16 protein-coding genes and 1 tRNA gene are annotated in these 19304 nt (G+C 41.5%); 9 read left to right on the forward strand and 8 right to left on the reverse strand.

Features of this window, described 5'->3' with window-relative positions; genetic code table 11:
* Positions 1 to 41: 41 nt before the first annotated feature.
* Positions 42 to 503: a response regulator gene (locus P2W82_RS06705; RefSeq protein WP_336515081.1), complete on the reverse strand. Its 462-nt coding sequence runs from the start codon at positions 501 to 503 to the stop codon at positions 42 to 44.
* Between the two features lie 531 nt (positions 504 to 1034).
* Between P2W82_RS06705 and P2W82_RS06710 the strand changes: the two genes are divergently transcribed.
* The gene (locus tag P2W82_RS06710) at positions 1035 to 1421 is read left to right on the forward strand and encodes a DoxX family protein (protein ID WP_336515082.1); all 387 of its coding nucleotides are present in this window, start codon (positions 1035 to 1037) and stop codon (positions 1419 to 1421) included.
* A gap of 374 nt (positions 1422 to 1795) precedes the next feature.
* The gene (locus tag P2W82_RS06715) at positions 1796 to 2044 is read left to right on the forward strand and encodes a hypothetical protein (protein ID WP_336515083.1); all 249 of its coding nucleotides are present in this window, start codon (positions 1796 to 1798) and stop codon (positions 2042 to 2044) included.
* Between the two features lie 490 nt (positions 2045 to 2534).
* Here P2W82_RS06715 and P2W82_RS06720 read toward each other — a convergent pair.
* Positions 2535 to 2606, reverse strand: a tRNA-Arg gene (locus P2W82_RS06720).
* Positions 2607 to 2851: 245 nt separating this feature from the next.
* On the opposite strand from P2W82_RS06720, the gene P2W82_RS06725 reads away from it, so the two are divergent.
* Complete coding sequence (locus P2W82_RS06725) at positions 2852 to 3502, forward strand: tetratricopeptide repeat protein (RefSeq protein ID WP_336515084.1); 651 nt, start codon at positions 2852 to 2854, stop codon at positions 3500 to 3502.
* Positions 3503 to 3869: 367 nt separating this feature from the next.
* Here P2W82_RS06725 and P2W82_RS06730 read toward each other — a convergent pair whose 3' ends face one another.
* Positions 3870 to 4352 (reverse strand): SRPBCC family protein, encoded by a 483-nt coding sequence (locus P2W82_RS06730; protein WP_336515085.1) that lies wholly within the window; start codon positions 4350 to 4352, stop codon positions 3870 to 3872.
* Positions 4353 to 4420: 68 nt separating this feature from the next.
* On the opposite strand from P2W82_RS06730, the gene P2W82_RS06735 reads away from it, so the two are divergent.
* The 3 genes from P2W82_RS06735 (at position 4421) to recR (ending at position 9750) form a co-directional block, all read left to right on the forward strand.
* The gene (locus P2W82_RS06735) at positions 4421 to 7573 is read left to right on the forward strand and encodes an ATP-dependent helicase (protein WP_336515086.1); all 3153 of its coding nucleotides are present in this window, start codon (positions 4421 to 4423) and stop codon (positions 7571 to 7573) included.
* Positions 7574 to 7680: 107 nt separating this feature from the next.
* Positions 7681 to 9117, forward strand: a complete 1437-nt coding sequence (locus P2W82_RS06740; RefSeq protein ID WP_336515087.1) for an Ig-like domain-containing domain — start codon at positions 7681 to 7683, stop codon at positions 9115 to 9117.
* A gap of 15 nt (positions 9118 to 9132) precedes the next feature.
* Entirely contained in the window at positions 9133 to 9750 is a 618-nt protein-coding gene (recR, locus tag P2W82_RS06745; protein ID WP_336515088.1) for a recombination mediator RecR, read from the forward strand.
* 206 nt (positions 9751 to 9956) lie between these two features.
* On the opposite strand, the gene P2W82_RS06750 is transcribed toward recR, so the two are convergent.
* Positions 9957 to 10961 carry a LacI family DNA-binding transcriptional regulator gene (locus P2W82_RS06750; RefSeq protein ID WP_336515089.1) on the reverse strand — a complete coding sequence of 335 codons (1005 nt, stop codon included), beginning with the start codon at positions 10959 to 10961 and terminating at the stop codon, positions 9957 to 9959.
* Between the two features lie 206 nt (positions 10962 to 11167).
* Between P2W82_RS06750 and P2W82_RS06755 the strand changes: the two genes are divergently transcribed.
* Positions 11168 to 11461, forward strand: coding sequence for a Gfo/Idh/MocA family oxidoreductase (locus P2W82_RS06755; protein WP_336515090.1), 294 nt, complete (start codon positions 11168 to 11170; stop codon positions 11459 to 11461).
* Positions 11462 to 11632: 171 nt separating this feature from the next.
* Here the strand turns inward: P2W82_RS06755 and P2W82_RS06760 are convergent, their stop codons facing one another.
* Positions 11633 to 12073, reverse strand: coding sequence for a GNAT family N-acetyltransferase (locus P2W82_RS06760; protein ID WP_336515091.1), 441 nt, complete (start codon positions 12071 to 12073; stop codon positions 11633 to 11635).
* 86 nt (positions 12074 to 12159) lie between these two features.
* Between P2W82_RS06760 and P2W82_RS06765 the strand changes: the two genes are divergently transcribed.
* Positions 12160 to 13659 (forward strand): aminotransferase-like domain-containing protein, encoded by a 1500-nt coding sequence (locus tag P2W82_RS06765; RefSeq protein ID WP_336515092.1) that lies wholly within the window; start codon positions 12160 to 12162, stop codon positions 13657 to 13659.
* On the opposite strand, the gene P2W82_RS06770 is transcribed toward P2W82_RS06765, so the two are convergent.
* The 3 genes from P2W82_RS06770 to P2W82_RS06780 form a co-directional block, all read right to left on the reverse strand.
* Positions 13631 to 14326 carry an HAD family hydrolase gene (locus P2W82_RS06770; RefSeq protein WP_336515093.1) on the reverse strand — a complete coding sequence of 232 codons (696 nt, stop codon included), beginning with the start codon at positions 14324 to 14326 and terminating at the stop codon, positions 13631 to 13633. The genes P2W82_RS06765 and P2W82_RS06770 overlap by 29 nt on opposite strands.
* Before the next feature lie 290 nt (positions 14327 to 14616).
* Positions 14617 to 15357 carry a hypothetical protein gene (locus P2W82_RS06775; RefSeq protein WP_336515094.1) on the reverse strand — a complete coding sequence of 247 codons (741 nt, stop codon included), beginning with the start codon at positions 15355 to 15357 and terminating at the stop codon, positions 14617 to 14619.
* Between the two features lie 73 nt (positions 15358 to 15430).
* Positions 15431 to 15607 carry a hypothetical protein gene (locus tag P2W82_RS06780; RefSeq protein WP_336515095.1) on the reverse strand — a complete coding sequence of 59 codons (177 nt, stop codon included), beginning with the start codon at positions 15605 to 15607 and terminating at the stop codon, positions 15431 to 15433.
* A gap of 337 nt (positions 15608 to 15944) precedes the next feature.
* On the opposite strand from P2W82_RS06780, the gene P2W82_RS06785 reads away from it, so the two are divergent.
* Entirely contained in the window at positions 15945 to 19112 is a 3168-nt protein-coding gene (locus tag P2W82_RS06785; RefSeq protein ID WP_336515096.1) for a sensor histidine kinase, read from the forward strand.
* Positions 19113 to 19304 lie beyond the last annotated feature (192 nt).

The following is a 19304-nucleotide window of genomic DNA, read 5'->3' on the forward strand; positions in this document are numbered from 1 at the left end:
CAGGATGAGTTGTGATAACTAGTGTACCTGCTTACAGGAAATTATTTTTTATACCTGGACGGTTTAAAAAACGAATCCATAGGTGGATAGGAGATCTCGTGTTTCCAATTCGTAGCGAGGATTTCTTCTAAAAGCTGTTTCAAATCCTCGTAGAAAATCGGTTTTTCTAAATACAGATTTGCTCCTTGTCTGAAAAAATATTCTATTTCGTTTTTCTGTACAAAGGAAGTATATACGATGATGGGAAGAAAATCATAGCGCGAATCTGCTCTTAGTTGTTTGATGCAGGTTCTGCCATCTTTACACGGCATGCCTATATCGAGGAACAAAATATCCGGGACTTCATTTTTGAGAAACTCCATCAACTTCTCGCCATCTTCTACACGGGACAGAATGGTTGCAACTGGAATATCATTTACAACAACTTTGAAAATTTCGTAGTCATCATTATCGTCATCAGCAAGCAAAAGATGGGTCGGCCTAGTGGAAGGTTGAAAATTCATTAGTGTAATGTAACAACTTAATCGCGATAACCTACGTTAAAAGTGCGGTATTATCTCCCCAACTCCCGCGTTTTAACCTTATCAGGTGCTTTCTTTACTCTTCATCTTGCAGTTTAATACTTTAAGATAGTCCGGCTATCGATCGGACAGTCTTTTGATGAAATGAAATATTTAGAATTTTCATCGCAGTTATCGACAAGACTAACGGTATATAATAAACGAAATAACTGGTATTCCGAAGGCGTCGCTTGATTAGTAAGAAGCAGGTTTTGATAATGAAGAGTTTTACAGAGGGTGTGCCTCTTTGGAAGTGATCATTAATACTTCGCGGTTATAATATTCAGATAGAAAGTTTCAAATCATACACACTGCATCCGATAGACTGCCTTCAGGGAACAATAGATCTGGTGGGGGCCCTGCACACCGAATGAAGTATTTTTAAAAATGCCGTCTGGCTGATTTTATCAACGTTAGATCACAACAGCTTTCCAAAACTTTTTTTATATTAACATTTAAATATAAAAAGGCAACATGCAACCGAAAACCATCAACATTCTTTACTGGGTATTTACTATTTTATTTGCAGCATTGATGATATTTTCATCTTATGGAAGCATACTTGTTAATGAAGATGCAAAAACACTGATACATGATCAGCTGGGGTATCCGGTTTATTTTATTCCATTTACGGGTTATGCGAAAATTATCGGATCGATCATCATTTTGATTCCAGGACTAAAAACTATAAAAGAGTGGGCCTATGCCGGTTTGTTTTTCGACCTGATTGCCGTTGTATATTCGGGAATTGCATTGTCAGGAAAAGTTGACCCAATGATGATGTTCATGTTGATTTGGATTGTGCCGGGGATTTTGTCTTATTACTTCTGGAAGAAGAAAATGAATCTGGGAATTCAGTAAAAAATAGTCAGCGTAAATTAAAATGGCGTTCAGACAGAACGCCATTTTAATTTACGCTGGTTGAATGGACCGCTGGAGGAATTTTCTATCAGAAGGCACGATAGGATTTCCTGCCATTAATACAGCCATACTTTTTTGTGTACTTATCTTGGAAAACTAAATTTCTATAACTTTCAAACAAAATTGCTATTTTTACTCCGCCTCACGGGTCTGCAAAGATTTTTCTATTTGTCTCATGTTTATTTTTTGCGACCCCACAGTAGTTACAGGTCATTTCAGCTACAGATTTACTGTCCTTCGTTTTTAGTACATCGTTCATAGTTCGGAAAAGGTTTTCGTAAGCATCAATTCGTTCACACGTAAAAATGGTAACAATGAAGCTTTCTGAATTTATCTTGCTTGATGAGGAACAAAAAAAAGGTAACCTGCTCCATGAAGGGGTACTTGTTGGCAAAAGAACCTGGGAAGACTGCGTAGTCTTTTTATTTCAGTTCCCCGACTATTATGTGGAATCCTATTGCAACATGCAAAACAAGTCCATAACAGAATTCCGGGCGTTTACTCATATGGAACCTTTGTACCCTTACCTGGATGCCATTCCACTTGATGATTTGCTTAATTGAGGTTTGGCGTTCCCGGGCGGCTTTAAAATAAAATGTTTTTCAAGCAGTTGCGATAACATCCGCAACGGGCGTTTCACATAACTGCTTACCAGCTGAACATTTAAAACGATTCCGATTTTTTCAGAAAATCCGAATAAGGTTAAGGTATTTATTACAGGTGTGTTAAAAACAAGCATTTGATTGATGATTGACAGACGGGTGATGAATGCTGAGAATCATCTATTTTTCAGCAGTATTGGGAAGGCTTAGCCTGGAAAATTCAATGCCGCAAAGGTTTTAGGCTATTGTTATTTTTCCCATGCAATAGCTTCCTGTTCTGTGGCAAATTGTTCGCAATACACGATTGTAAAAGGAAGATAAGGGTTGACAGACCGGGTCATGCCTGAATTGTATTGACCCAATCATTTTTGGAGATCCTGACCATGCCCTTTGCATAAAAATCCTGATTGAGAATTTTTAGTACGTAGGCAAAAACACAGAAAAAATTTAGTAGTCCCGACAAGAATCGAACTTGTATCTAGAGTTTAGGAAACTCCTATTCTATCCATTGAACTACGGGACCATTATAAAGGCCGAAGGCCGAAATGCGAAGGCGAATCGAAAACCTTTAACCTTCAACTTTCCCCTATTGCCTATTGCCTATTACCTATTACCTTTTGCCTATTACCTTTTGCCTATTACCTTTTGCCTATTTTACTTCAAACGGGTTGCAAAAATAAGGGATTCCGGCAAAAAAGTGTCTTAGTTCAGCTTTCGGCGCTCGTACTTCGTACTTCGCGCCTATCTTTGCCATCCAATTTTTTGACCATGAAATGGCTTAATCTCTTTTTGAAATATCGGTTCTGGCTGGGTATTGTGTGTCTCCTTGGTGCAATCGCTATTAATCTGTCCAGCGGGTTCTGGCCTTCACTGGCTTTATATATTATCGCTGTTATTCTTTTGTTCACACATTTTTTCATCGGACCGCTCCGCCTGATCCAGGATCACCTGGAAAGCGGTGATTTCGAGGGTGCAGAAAAGGTGCTGTCAACCATCTGGTTCCCCAACCTGTTGTACAAACCTGTTCGTTCGGTGTATTACACACTTAAGGGGAACCTGGCGATGATGAAACAGGATTTTGATTCTGCTGAAAAACATATGAAGAAAAGCCTTTCCCTGGGCTCTGCGATGAAAGAAGCCGAAGGATCGAACAAACTTCAGCTGGGAATGATGGCGCTTCAGAAAGGCGATATGCGCCAGGGGGAAAGCATGATCCGCCAGGCCATCAAAGCCGGTATCCCGGATAAAGAAAGTCTGGCGCTCGCCTACCTGCAGATGTGCCAGATCATGATCCAGAAAAGAGAGTTCCGCGCTGCAAAAGATTTTTTCCGCAAAGCGAAAGCACAAAAACCTACCGCACAACAAGTCGTTGATCAGATCAAACAGATTGAGAAGTACATTTCCAGGATGCCTGGATAAGTTATAGGTGATAAGTAGTAAGTTCTAAGTAAGGGCCTGAATCAATCAAGAGCGTACTTAAAACCTACAACTTAAAACTTAACACATAAAAAAGCCCCGTGGTATTGGGGCTTTTTAATTTCCGGACCCTGGTTAGGTAATTTGGGAAGTCCGAAAATCATGCATTGCAATGCTTTACATTTTGCTGGTTAACAAGGCTGCCTTGTCAGAATGAATGCAAATTAAAATTATGAAATGTCACAACCAATACCCCAAACAGGGTAATTTTCAGGCGGGAATTAGAAGAGAGAAGTGCCTCGGTGAAGATCGTTGATTAATCACCGCGACGTTGATTATCAGGGGCTAACGTTAAGCGCCTGCCTGCCGGCTAAGGCAGGTTCAACGTTGAACGTTTAACATTGAACAATTCTTCTCCTTTCCGAAAACGGTAACCAAAAATCTCCCTGAGTTTTTTTTGCACGATTGGTGCTGCTATTGAACCCAGCATACCTAACGGAATTTTATAGTGTATCAGGTCGGTCATTTCAACGCCTGAATCCGTTTCACGGAAATGATGCTGATGATGCCACAAACTAAAAGGACCGCGCACCTGCTGGTCAATAAAGTATTCCATTGGCCTGACCTGCGTAATTTCCGTCATCCAGAAAAAAGGAATACCAAACAAGGGCCTCACATTATAAGTGATGATCTGGCCAGGATACATAGCTGAGCCGTAAATCTTGTTTGTGAAATTCAGATTAAGATATTCTGGTGTGAGTACTGCAAGGTTTGAAGGGCTGGCAAAAAAATTCCAGACTTCCTCCAGGGGAGCTGTAAAGTTTTGTACACGTTGAAATGAATGCACTGACATTTCCGGATATTTGAAGTTGGCAAATCTATTGGCGATAAACAGGCACAGGAAACAAAAGTTCGATCATAATGGCATTGTCAAAGGAAAAATTACGATCTAAGTTCCAGGAAGAATATCAGCGGTTGAATGAACAACAAAAACTGGCGGTGGATACGATCGAAGGGCCGGTGATGGTGATTGCAGGTCCGGGTACCGGGAAGACCCAGATTCTTGCGAGTCGGATTGGAAAAATCCTGTTGGAAACGGATACCTCACCCGAAAATATTCTTTGCCTTACCTATACAGATGCCGGTGTTGTTGCGATGCGTAAAAGACTACTTCAGTTCATCGGACCGGAAGCATACCAGGTTAATATTTATACTTTTCATGCTTTTTGTAATGATGTAATCCAGGAAAACCTTTCTCATTTTGAAAAGACCTCTTTGGATCCTGTATCCGAACTGGAAAAGATCGGGTTTCTGAAACAGCTGATCGATGATCTACCCAAAAATCATCCTTTAAAACGCTACCGTGGCGATGTTTACTATGAGATCACCAATCTCGCACCGTTGTTCAGTGTAATGAAAAAAGAAGGATGGACACCGGAATGGATCAATCAAAGGATCGATGCGTATATCAATGATCTTCCAAATAGAGATGAATTCATCTATAAAAGAAAATACAAAGACAATCTCCCGGGGGATCTGAAAAAGGACCAGATCGAAGCGGAAAAGGAGAAAATGGCAAAGCTCCGTGCAGCGGTTGAGCTTTCGCGTGAGTATGAAAAAATCATGAAGGCCAATAACCGCTATGATTTTGATGATATGATCAACTGGGTCATAAAGGCATTTGTTGAAGACCCTGTTTTACTTAACAGGTACCAGGAACAATTTCTTTATATCCTGGTGGATGAATTCCAGGATACCAGCGGAACACAGAATCGCTTAGTACAGCTACTGATCAATTATTGGGACAGACCAAACATTTTTGTAGTGGGCGATGACGATCAGAGCATATTTCGTTTCCAGGGCGCCAACGTTGAAAACATGCTGGATTTTGCCAACCAGTACAGTGATGATTTACTCCGCGTTGTGTTGACCAGCAACTACCGTTCTGTACAGCCGATTCTCAATATTTCAGGATCATTGATTAACCGAAATGATGAACGCCTGGTAAAACGATTGCCTGGATTAAGCAAAGACCTCGTATCATCAAATACAAGAATCAATAACCTCGATCATCAGCCAATCATCAGGGAATATAACACCCAGCGGGATGAAATGGCGGGAATTGTGCTGGAAGTACAACGACTGATTTCTGAAGGTGTGAAGCCTGGCCGGATCGCAATCATTTATAAGGAAAACAAGTATGGAGAATCGTTGATGGATGTTTTCAGTAAACTGGGACTACCGGCCTACACTAAACGATTCCTGAATATTCTTGAACTTCCACTTGCAAAAAAAATACTGACCCTTCTCCGCTATCTTGATGCAGAGCACGATCAACCATTCGGAGGCGAAGAATTACTTTTCGAACTTCTGCATTTTGACTGGTTCAATGTTCCTCCGGTAACCATAGCGGAGCTTACTTATGAAACCTATGAGAAAAAATCTGACAAAGTTAAAACCAGTTTGCGGCAGCAGTTGATCCAAAAAAGCCAACAGCCGGCAAAAGATTTATTTACTCCGGCGCTTCCTGAAAATATAAAAAATGTATCTGCTATTTTAGAAGAACTCATCCAGGCAGTTCCTAATCTTACACTGCAGGGTTTGTTCGAATTGGTGATCAGAAAAGCAGGAGTACTGAATGTGATTATGCGAAGTCCGGATAAGCATGCCGGGTTCCAGATACTCACTTCGCTTTTCAATTTCATCAAAGAAGAAACCAGGCGCAAACCATCGATGAATCTGCACGAGCTGGTTTCTCTTTTTGATCTTATGGAAAAAGAGGGGATAAGAATTCCTTTGGTGCAGGTGAATGGTAATGAAGATGGTATTCATTTATTGACTGCACATGGCTCGAAAGGCCTGGAGTTCAGCTATGTTTTTTTTGCGGGATGCAATGCAGGAATCTGGGAGAAAAAAAGAAAACCCGGAGGCGGATACAGTTTTCCGGATACCATTTTCAATTCTCTGCCGGCATCAAAAAATGAAGAAGAGTTGAGGCGGTTGTTTTACGTCGCACTCACGAGGGCGGAATTACATTTACTTATTTCTTACGCGAAATTCAAGGATGATGGTAAAGAACAGGAGCCATCTAAATTTATTGTGGAAATCCTGGATGCGAACCCTCACCTGAAAGCAATAACTGTTGCCTTGGACAACGAAGTGATGGATCAGTTTACCATGCTGGAGTTTACAGTAGCTGCTCCGGAGATTGAAAAAATGGAGAAGGTTTTTGTGGACAGAATGCTGGCGGGATTTAAGATGAATGTAACAGCCTTAAATAATTACCTGCGCTGTCCACTGGAATTCTATTTTAAAAACCTGATCAGGATTCCGTCGCCAAAAAATGAAGCAACAGAATTTGGTTCCTCCGTTCATTATGCGTTGGAACAATTATTCAGAAAAAGAACGGATACCGGGCGATTTCCATCGTTACCGGAATTCATCAATGATTTCGACTGGTATATGCACCGTCATCGGGAAAGTTTTACACGCGAGCAATTTGACCGACGATTGGAATATGGCCAGGAAGTTCTTACCAATTATTACGAAAAGTATATCGACAGTTTCAACACGATAGTGAGTATAGAGCGAAACATTAACAATGTGGTAATTAATGACGTTCCCATCAAAGGGAAAATTGATAAACTTGAGTTTGATGGTAAGGAAGTGAATGTGGTAGATTATAAAACTGGTGATCCTGATAAAGCTCAACCAAAATTAAAAGGCCCATCAGACAAAGAACCTAACGGTGGCGACTACTGGCGGCAGGCCGTATTTTACAAATTGTTGGTGGATAATGAGAAATCAAAAGACTGGCGGGTGGTGAGTACGGAGTTTGATTTTATCGAACCTGATAAGAAAAAGAATTATCGGAGAAGCAAAATAGCTATCAGGCCTGAGGATACCACAACAGTGGCTGCTCAGATCAGCACTGTCTGGAACAAGATCCAGGCCCATGACTTTTATACCGGCTGTGGAAAGGAAGATTGCCATTGGTGCAATTTTGTAAAAACAAACAATATGGCTGTCGCGCTACATGAAATAAAACAGGACGCGGACGACGAAGAAAATTAGTGTCGCTGTTGGTGATTTTGAAAAAGTTTAGATAAAATCCGGTTTCAGCATCAGGACTGTGCCTTCAGGCAGATAAAACAAGCTAAGTTTGCAGCTTCGTGAAAACCATGAGTTTAAAATTGTTCTCCCGCATTGGTGGATCCGCATGTTTACTATTGATGTTTTTCCTTTTGGTTTACGGCTGTGGTCAGCCACTTCCTCCAACCGGCGGCCCGCGGGATACATTGCCTCCCGTACTTGTAAAGGCTGCTCCTGGCGAGAATACAATCAATTTCCAGGGAAACAGGATCGTGCTTGAATTTGATGAATACGTTGCGCTGGATAACCCATTTGAGAAACTCATTTATTCGCCTGTCCCTAAAGTGGTGCCATCTGTTGAGGGCAAACTGAAAACAGTGATCATCAGGCTGAAGGATACACTCGAGCCCAACACCACATACAGTATCGATTTCGGAAATGCGATCAAGGATATCAATGAAAATAACATCCTCAGAAACTTCCATTATACTTTTTCCACCGGATCTTATATCGATTCACTTACGCTTCATGGTAGAGTATTTATAGCTGAAACCGGGAAAACAGATAGTACGATGATTGTTACATTGTACCGTGATCCTGTGGACGATTCGACTGTTGCAAAACAAACACCCCGCTATTACACAAGGGTTGATAGGGATGGTAATTTCAGTTTAACTCACCTGGCTGCCGGTAGTTACCATATATATGCTTTAAGAGATGTTGACGGCGGCAGAAAATTTGATCAATCAAGTGAACTTATCGGTTTTTTGGATGGACCTGTTCAGGCAGGGCAGGCTGCAAATCCTGTATTATATGCTTTTGAGGAACCATACAAAGAAGAGGAGATTGAAAAAAAATCGACAACAGCAAAACCCAAAGATCAGAAGGACAAAGACAAAGACGATAAGCGTCTGAAATATTCTACCAATTTACAGGGTGGCAAACTGGATATACTCGGCAACCTTGAATTGAATTTTGAAAATCCATTGTCGAGGTGGGATTCTTCGAAACTGCTTCTTACAGATGAAACATTTAATCCGGCAGGAGCATATACACTGCGCCAGGATACCATTCCGAAAAAACTTATCCTCACGCATCAATGGGTAGCCGATAAAAAATATAACCTGGTCCTAGTGAAAGATTTTGCAGCTGATTCACTGGGTCATTCGATAATGAAAACAGATACGATTCCATTTGCTGCAAAAGCAGCGAGCGAGTATGGATCAGTAAGGCTGGACATTAAAAATCTGGATACAACCGACCACCCCAGACTTATGTTTTTTAAAGGAGATAATGAGGAAATGTCTTTGAAATTAAATAATCAGCGGGTTCAGATACCACTTTTCCGACCGGGCGAGTACGAGATAAGAATTTTATACGATCGCAATAATAACGGTGTTTGGGACACAGGTGACTACTGGAAAAAAATTCAGCCGGAAAGGGTCGTCGCCCGCAAACAAAAATTAAATGTGAGGCCAAACTGGGATAACGAATTTATCATCGATCTCTCCGACGTAAATAACTAGCAGTACATTTGCAGGATGCAGTTTTCATCGCAATTATTGGAGTCGGCAGTAAATGCTTTTGCACAACTGCCCGGGATAGGGAAGAAGACAGCTCTGCGTCTTGTATTGCATTTGCTTAAACAGGAAAATTCCCAGGTAGAACAATTCAGTGAGACAATTGCCTCAATGCGGAAAAATATCCGTTTCTGTTCCATGTGCTTTAATATTTCCGATACAGAAATCTGTTCCATTTGCAGCAATCCTTCACGCAAAAAGGAAATGATCTGTGTAGTGGAAACCATCCGCGATGTCATTGCTATTGAAAGCACACAACAATTCAACGGCGTATACCATGTTTTGGGTGGAGTGATTTCACCTCTGGACGGTGTCGGTCCGGATCAATTGAAAATTGAATCTCTTCATAACAGGGTAAAAACAATTCCGGCAGAAGAGTTGATTTTTGCTTTGAGCCCGACCATACAGGGCGACACAACAATCTACTATATCCAGAAAAAACTGCAACAGGACAAACTCAAGATCACCACTATCGCCAGAGGAATTTCCTTTGGAGGTGAACTGGAATATGCAGATGAAATGACGCTCGCCAGAAGTCTGCAAAACAGGCAGCCGCTCGAGCATTATGTTTCGCGTTGAACGTTTTACGTTCAACGTTAGCACTTTCGGGTGCAGGATGCATCCCGAAAAGTAAGTATTCAGAATTCAAATTTAGTTTGCAGAAAAATGGCTAATTGTAATTAGCAATAGGTCAATTCTGCCTCTTAAACTCTTTGAAAAAATTTATCAAACAATCAGGCTTTTCCATCGTCAGAGGTCGACGTTCAACGTTCGACGTTTAACGTTTAACGTTCGACGTGAATCATTTCCGCCTGCAGTATTATCTCCTGTGGCGTCTTTGATTTGTTCATTTGATCCAATAAAATCCTGGTAGCAGTTTGCCCCATCTCTAACATAGGTTGTCTCAAAAAAGTCATTGAAGCATTAAAAAGATCCTGCGCATCCGTTTCATCGAAGCTTACGATTTCAAGTGCATCGGGTACAGAGATATTCCGCTTCAGGATATGTTTCAGTCCGTTCAGTGCGATACTATTCGAGCCAAATATTATCGCATCAACCGGATCTTTATGAAAGAGGAGATCATCAATCGCAGTTTCGATCTCGGTTTTTCTGTAAATGATGTCCACTTCTTTCAATCGCTCAGGGTTAAATCCTATCCCGTTGTCGTTTAAAGCTTCGACATAGCCCCGCACACGTTCCTGCAGATGAAACAAGGAACTTCTGTAGGTGATCAATCCGATCTTTTTTCTATTCTTATTGATCAGGTGGGTGACGCCCTTGTAAACTGCACCAAAATTATCCAACGCTACATAATTGCATTGAAATCCGGGATAATAGCGATCAAACAACACGAAAGGAACTTGTTGTTGCTGGAGAATTCTAACCTGGTTTTCGGTATTCTCGGGTGGCGCCATAATCAAACCATCGACCTGGCGTGTAACGAGCGTGTCGAGTATCCGTTCGAATTTCGCATCGTTTTCATCCGAGCTTCCGAAGAGTACAGTGTATCCATGATGATCAGCTTCATCTTCGATAATTCTTGCCAGGCTCGATGAAAAGTTATTGGAGATATCAGCAACGATCAATCCGATCGTATGCGTTCTGTTGGTCTTTAAGCTGCGTGCAATCTGGTTGGTGCGATAGTTCAGGCTGCGGGCAATCTGTTTGATTTTCTGCGCCAGATCCTTATTGATTCTGCCCTCTTTTTTATTGTTCAGCACATAGGATACCAGGGCGGTAGAAACGCCGGCTTCCTGGGCAATGTCTTTCAATCCTGGCTTCTTTTTCATATTCACTTAGCAATCCTGGACAAAATTCGTTTATAATTTGCAAATAGTTGTTTATCAAACAGATAACTCTATATATTGTTGACTGTGCCGGTAAAAGACTCAATTACAACCGATTACGGCACAATAATTGGCAATGTTTAATCGTTTAAACAAAAATAGCTAGATTTGCAGTGTAAACGTATAGTGAGAACGTAAAATTATTAATCATGGAAACGTTTAATAACATCGGTGCAATTGAGAAAGGTGTAGCGGGAAAATCATTCAGAATCGCAGGAATCAATAGTAAAAACGGATATCGCCTGATAAAAATATTGCCTCAGAAAAAATCAATGCCAGACTGGGTTCAGACCCAATTTCCGGAGGCTACCGTAGCCAGCAATATTGAAGATCTGATATCGGACGCCAGTATTGACCTGGTAATGGTTTCCGCCAACGACGAAAATCACAAAGACATTGTGGCAAACTTCCTCCAGACCGGCAAACACGTACGCGTAGTTTAGTTAACTGGAGAATGATTGGGAAACAAAAATGACGGTTTTACCGAACAGGTATGGTATGTCCAGATCAGTTCCGTTGGTCTGAGCTTTACAAGTAATTGAACAGAATAAAGCCTTTACCCACCGGTAAAGGCCTTCTGTTTTACATCCGATCCATAAGATTCGTTGGCCTGTCTATCGGGTAAAAGTATTAGCGAAATGATGGGAGGTAATAACGTATCCTTTATTCAGGTAAAGGCGATGTGCCGTGTGTCGGTGATGGCCACTGTCGAGATGGACCGCTGCTTTCCCGAGATCTTTTGCCAGCTGATGTATATGATTCAGTAACATTCCAGCGTATCCTTTACCGCGATGATCAGGCAGTGTACTCAGGTCATCGATATAAATAATTTTTCCGCAATACAGCATATACATTTCACGAAATCCCGCGAAGCACACCGCCTTTCCACCCGCTTCAACAAAAAACATCCGGTATCCTTCCTTCATCATTTCTTTCACCTGGGATATGAGGTTTTCTTTTTCCAGATGAGGCCTTAACGCTTCAACCACTTCCCAGCAAAAAATGATTTCATCATCTGTTTTCGCTTCGCGGATGACTGCCGTATTCGTAATCATAATAGGTTCATTATTTAGTGACAACCAAAATTAAAATTGATTTGGACTACCTTAGTAGTCCAGATTTAATATAATAAGTAGTCCAGATGCTTCCATTCAGCAGCTTGATCATCATCAATCGGAAGGTTGGCACGCCGGTGTACCTGCAGGTTGCCAACCAGCTCATAACATTGATCCGGAAGGGAAATATCCAGCCGGGATCAAAACTTCCGGCCAGCAGGGAAATGGCGGAAATTCTTCAACTCCATAGGAAAACGGTTGTGGCAGCATATGATGAACTGGTTTCGCAGGATTGGGCACAAACCAATCCACGCCGTGGAATAACTGTTTCGAACGAACTACCGTTAACCAAACCGCGGAATTTCAACACTTCTTCACAGGCGATTGGTTATAGCTCAAAAAAGTCGCCTGGAATATCTTCCTTCCCGGATATTCTTACATCGGTTCCTTCCGGCCAGCGATTCAGGTTATCGATCAATGATGGTTATCCTGATCACAGAATTGCTCCGACAGAATTACTGTTACGCGAATACAAAAGCCTGATTATTCAATCGAAGCGAAAAAAATTCAGCGGAGCTGCAGATCCTGCAGGTATATATTCTCTGCGGGAAGTTTTGGCGGGATTTGTTTCAGAAACGCGAGGCCTCCGTTTGTCAGCAGCAAACGTGATGATCACGCGTGGCGCGCAGATGTCAATTTATCTTGCTTCGCAACTTTTGGTAAAACCCGGCTCTGTAGTACTTGCCGGTGATCCGAATTATCACTTGGCTGACGTTACTTTTAAAACATCAGGAGCCAGGCTCGTTCGTGTACCCGTCGACGAAAATGGAATGGACATCGATTGGGTCAGTAATTATTGTTCAAAGCAGCGCCCGGATCTGATCTACATCATTCCTCACCATCATCATCCCACTACGGTAACGTTGACGGCTGCCCGCAGAATGGCTCTTCTGAATCTCGTTGTAAAGTATCAGATACCAGTGATCGAAGACGACTATGATTTTGATTTTCATTACAGCAGCAGCCCAATTCTTCCACTGGCCAGCTCCGATCATGATGGATTGGTCATTTATATCGGTTCTTTGACAAAATCACTTTCGCCGGGTTTTCGTGTGGGATACATGATCGGTGCAGAAAGTTTTATTCAGAATGCATCTAAATTCCGTAGGCTGATTGACATACGTGGTGATCATGTTCTCGAGGAAGCACTTGCATATTTGTTTGAAAAGGGAGATATGCAGCGGCATTTGAAGAAGTCCGTGAAACTATACCACCAGCGACGGGATGTTTTTGCGGCCCTGTTAACTTCGATGCTGGGGGACAGGATCAGTTTCAAAACCCCGTCCGGAGGGCTTGCTTTCTGGGTGAGGTTTGCAAAACAGTTCCCTCTTCCGGAGATTTCTTCTCTGGCAGCAGTCGCCGGCCTGCAGATGAGTGACGGCCTTTATTATAATTCTGAAAAAACAAATTACAATGGTTTACGCATGGGCTTTGCATCCATGAATGAAAAAGAAATGCGGGAATCTATGGGTATCGTTCAACATATCCTGTATCAATTCAAACCTGCACAGGTATTGCGGAAATAACTTCGGTTATGGATTCCAGTTGCCTGAAATTGGGATGATCCACATGGTGTTCGATTTTTTCATGAGCCCAGGTCGTATGATAAGGAATGTGAAATGCGTGACCGCCAATAGCCAGTACGGGCAGTACGTCGGATTTTAATGAATTTCCCAACATCAGAAACTGATCCGCCGGAATGTCCAGGTGTTTGATCAGCTTTTTATAATCGGCTTCCTGTTTATCACTCATGATCTCGATGTGATGAAAATAATGTTCGATCCCCGACTTCTTCAGTTTTCGTTCCTGGTCAAGCAGATCACCTTTTGTAGCCACGACAAGTCTGTACTTACCATGCAGGGTTCTTAAAACTTCTTCAACACCTTCCAGCAACTCGATAGGCCTGCCCAGTAAATCTTTTCCGAAGCCAATGGCTTTCTCAATAACATCCAGGCTTGCGGTATTGTTCGAAACACGCAATGCCGTTTCCACCATGGACAGCATAAATCCTTTCACGCCATACCCATAGAGTGACAAATTCTGCATTTCTGTTTTAAACAATTCCTGGCCAACACTATGATGAGGGAGATAATCTTCAAGCAGAGAACAGAATTTCTGTTCAGTCTCCTGGAAATAAGGTTCGTTTACCCAAAGCGTATCATCGGCATCGAAGGCGATTACTTTAATGTTCATGATGCGAAAATAGTAAGAAGTAAGTAGTAAGTAATAAGTAGGGAACAGCCCGCGATTGAGAGTGACAGTTTAAATATTTTTTGTCAAAAAATCCAACAATTCTTATAAACTGTATACTAACTTTCAATCTTCAATCTTCAATCTTCAACTTTACACTTAAACTTACTCACTTACTACTTCCTACTTACTTTCATTCAGCCTTTATAAAAAGCCGCCGCCGGGGAACCGGCAGCGGGATTATGCGTAATAAAAAGAACCGTATTTGTTAAATCATCCACTCATTTTCTATTTTATGCCGCCCTTTTTCGTCTGCTGTTCATCATTGATACCGGAATATTGTTAATGTAATTTTTGTAACGATTACCAACCTGGCTGAACAAATTGAATTCATTATTACTTGCTACCGCGAGCACCAGGAAACTCACGAGTAGTGAAGTAAGAAAATGAGATACGGTCATTACCGGCGTTACCCAGAAACCTATCATCAGCCCGAGATACATCGGATGGTAGGCTATCTTCTGAATCAACGCAGTTTTGAATTTAGGAGCGAAGTAGTTGCGTCTCTGAAAGTATAGCCATGTCTGCCTTACTCCGAAAAAATCGAAATGATTGATCAGGAATGTACTGAGCAGCGCAAGCATCCATCCGCCAATGAAAAGTATAATAAGTACATCGTGCAATAACCCTTGTTTTATCATCCAAAGCTTTTGATCCATAGGTATCCAACAAACGTTGAACAGTATTGCACAAAGACTGCAGAGTAAAACAAAAGTGCTGCGGCGTAGTGGCTGCGGGATACTGTTTTTAAAATTGTTCCACGCTTCTGTACGCAGGAAAAACTGGTAAAACATGGAAATGAATCCCAGCAGAATCAGGTTGATAAAAAGTGCGTTCGCGTCATTCGTTCCTGTTCCGATCAATTCAGTGTCGTTATTGATAAAATTGCCGATAAAGAGAAAGGAATACATCAGGCTGAAGCAGAATATCCCATAAGCCAAACAACCATACCCAAAAAATAAAAGCCTTTTCATCGTGTTAGTTTTTGTCTCGTTATTATTCAACCGGGTCGCAGCTTTCATCTTGCCTTATGTTTTCAAATTTGAATTAACGGAAGGGGAACCTGTTTTCCGCCAGCAACAATGTCTTTTCCATTTGTTCTTTTGCTGCGCCTTTAATCCTTTTTTCAATTTCAACTTCCTGTTTTTGTTTACATGGATCTGATGCACTGTCCAGATAACCGATAAGCATGAAAACAAATACCATCATAAACTTTATCATCATTATTCTCTTTTCTTAATTCCTAAACTTCTCTTCTTCCATTTCCGACACAAAACTAAACTGATTGTTTTGCGGGGCCATCAGCATATTATCGGTTGTATTGTTTGAATGCGTACCTGTTAAATCCTGTTGAGAAGAATGTTCCTGCACCGTTTTTTCACCAGGGTAAAAGTCATCTTAGCATGACTTAAAATCCTCTACTCATCAGGAATAGTCAACTGCGCATCAGAACAGGCTAAATAATCAGTCAGTATTTTTAATGTTCGGGGAAATGAGGAGCTTTCTGCATATTTCTGCCTGAGGAAATATTCGTATATTTTAAAAGCCTATCAGATACTTTATGCGGGTATTCGGTTTTGTTCAGCAAATGACCATCCTGGCGGCTTTTACCTTAGGGTATAGCGCTGCTGAAGCACAAACTGTTTTTCATAGACCGACCATTTTCACGACAGATCAGGGGCTTTCATCCAACTCAGTACGATCAATTGATAAATGCCGGAACGGTTTTATATGGATAGGTACGGGTGATGGTATTTGTCGTTTTGATGGTAACCGGTTTAAAGTATACCAGCATAATCCTTCTGACAGCAACTCGATTGCTGATAACCGTATCAATTGTGTACTTGCTGTAGGGGATAGTATTTGGGCAGCGACAGACCTGGGCCTATCGATATTGAATACCCGAAACAATCGCTTTACAAATATTCAGTTCAACGAAGACGGGACATTACCAACCATATTACGTCAGCAGGGGTTTGGTGCAAACCTGATTTACGCCGATAGAAGTGGAGACATATGGATCGGCACTCGTAACCAGGGAGTACATCGGTACAGCCCGAAAACAGGAAAGTTTGATAGCTTTTATTGGAAGCGACCAGATAGTATACCGGAGAACTTTGTTTATAATCATATCCTGAGCATATGTGTTAATAATGACAATGACAGTATCATCTATGCAGGTACTGTTGCTGGTCTGCTGGAAATGAACAGGTATACCCATTCCATCAAAAGACATTTTTTTAAGCATCCGGAAAAGAAATATGAAAACGCATTGAATGCATTCCGGAGAATATATTATCATGATGACGGACTCCTGTATACCGGTAATTGGTCCACAGGCATGCACATTTTTGAATCGTTAACCGGTAAACTGATCCCGTTACAAAACCAGGGAGGCCCCGGAGAAGAGGTTATTGAAACCGGTATAAGGAAACTGCTTCGTAAATCCCGAAATGAAATCTGGATTACATCGGGAATGGGAGTAGCCGTTTGGGATACCGACAAAAAGAAGATTACATACAGGCAGAAAAACGATTTTAACAATTCACTTTTTTACGGGGTTGACTTCATTGATGAGAGCAACAGGATTTGGGAAGGTTCCACCAACGGCGTATATGTATTTGATCCCGTGGTGCAACAATTTAATGTCTGGGCCCGCGAAAATCCCGCAAATAATCAATGGGGATTTAACTTTTATATCATTGAAGACAAAATCAAAAATCAATTGGTCATTCTTCCGAGAGTCGGCGGAAAGATCCATCATTTCGACCTGACAGAAAAGACCTGGCGTACACAAAATCTTTCCATTCCAAAAAACAGAAGACTTGAACGATTCCTGGTCAGGGGTTTCGCAAAAGCAACGGGTGGACTTTACACTATAGCCACGGATGAAGGGCTTTTTACTTATAATGATGCAACAGGAGACATGCGTCCATTGCACCTGCTTCAAAACGCAGATGATTACCGATATGGAGAATTAATCTGGGACAGTTCAGGCAAACTGTGGTTTTCGGCTTATGGCAACGGCTTATTCGTCTGGAACCCTGCTACCGGAACTATTAAACACTATATGGATGAACTTAATCTGCCTGACACAAAACAACCATTTAATACGCTGGTTTCATTGTTTGAAGACAGTCGTAAGAATATCTGGATCAGCAGAAACAATGGCTATGTGTATTTTGATCAGTCTAAGCAAAAGTTCATGCATTTCCTCGCTGATCATGATTCCACCAATACAATTTCAATTATTAAAGGTTTTGCAGAAGATGCCGAAGGACGTGTGTGGGTGAATGGAGCAGATGGAAAAATCGGATTCGGATGGATAAATCAACCGGAGAAGGGACTCACCTCTGTGATGGATTATTATACAAAATTCGGACTGACAGATTTCCCCAAGATCAGCTCAGATAATGAAGGTAATATCTGGGGATATACGAAAAAGAGTCTGTTCAGAATTGACCCCAAGACTTTAGTACCGGATCAGTTTGATTTCAGTTATGGATTAAGGGAACCGGATTTTTATTCGTTTAATATTATTTCCAATGACATTGCTGTGTTTGGCGGAAGGAATGATGTTGTTTTCGCAAATACAAAACAGCTAAGAAGAAACACGGAAAAGCCTGTACCATATATAACACAGATCCAGGTTTTGGAAAAGCCGAATACCATCACCATGGTGACCGTCGATACCAGTCAGCTGTATCTTAAATACTGGCAGAACTTTTTCTCATTTTCTTTTTCAGCAAAAGCATATACGCTGGGAAACGCTGTTCGATTTCGATATCGCCTTTCTGGTTTTGAAGATCAGTGGATTGAAGCCACTGATCGGAATTTTGTAAACTATACAAATATTCCCGCAGGTGATTATACTTTCCAGGTACAGGCCGCTAATAACGAAGGGGTATGGAACGAAGAGATAAGTACATTACCCGTTCATGTTGCCACTGCCTGGTGGAACATGTGGATATTCCAGACGCTTGCAGTTTTAGCCATTGCATATGCCATATGGCAATTATACCAGATGAGATTGAAACAGGTACGTGAGAAAACAAGAATAAAAGTTGAGTTCGAAAAGAAACTGGCCAATGTGGAGATGAGTGCCTTGCTGGCCCAAATGAATCCTCACTTCTTATTCAACAGTCTTAATTCGATCGATAGCTATATCATCCGTAATGAATCGAAGAAAGCTTCCGAGTACCTCAATAGTTTTGCGCGACTGATGCGCCTTATTCTCAATAATTCAAGAAGTAACTACATCACGCTGAAAGAAGAACTGGAGACACTTGATCTTTATCTGCAGATGGAAAATCTGAGATTCAAAGACCGTTTTGTATATGAGATTCTTGTTGATGAAGATATAGACACTACTATGGTAAATATACCGCCGATGCTGGTTCAGCCTTATGTTGAAAATGCTATCTGGCATGGACTGATGCACAAAGAAGCGAACAAAGGAAAGAGTAAGGTATCGATACATATCAAAAAAACAGAAACAGGAATTATATGTATTATCGAGGACAATGGAATAGGCCGTGAGAAAGCAGCAGCAATCAGTTCAAAAACAGGTACACGAAGCCGTAAGTCGATGGGAATGCGGATAACAGAAGATAGAATTGAGATCATCAATAAACTGTACAATACCGATACTAAAGTGTTTATTGAAGATCTGATGGATGATACAGGAGCGGCCGAAGGAACGAGAGTGGAGCTGACGATACCAGGGTGAGAATGCAGGGTGTGGAATACGGAATACAGGAAGAGGCAGAAACGGAACATAGAAAACGGGGAGGAAAGTTGAAACAGCGGACAGAAAGAGAAACAGAAACAGGAAGAAAGTGATCATGACCTCTGTTCATGAAGCTGATTCCCTTCGGGCTGAAAACTGAAAACCGTGAAGAAAGCAGGAATTGAAAACGAA

Source organism: Pollutibacter soli (genome assembly GCA_029269725.1).
In the GTDB taxonomy this organism is placed as follows: domain Bacteria; phylum Bacteroidota; class Bacteroidia; order Chitinophagales; family Chitinophagaceae; genus Pollutibacter; species Pollutibacter soli.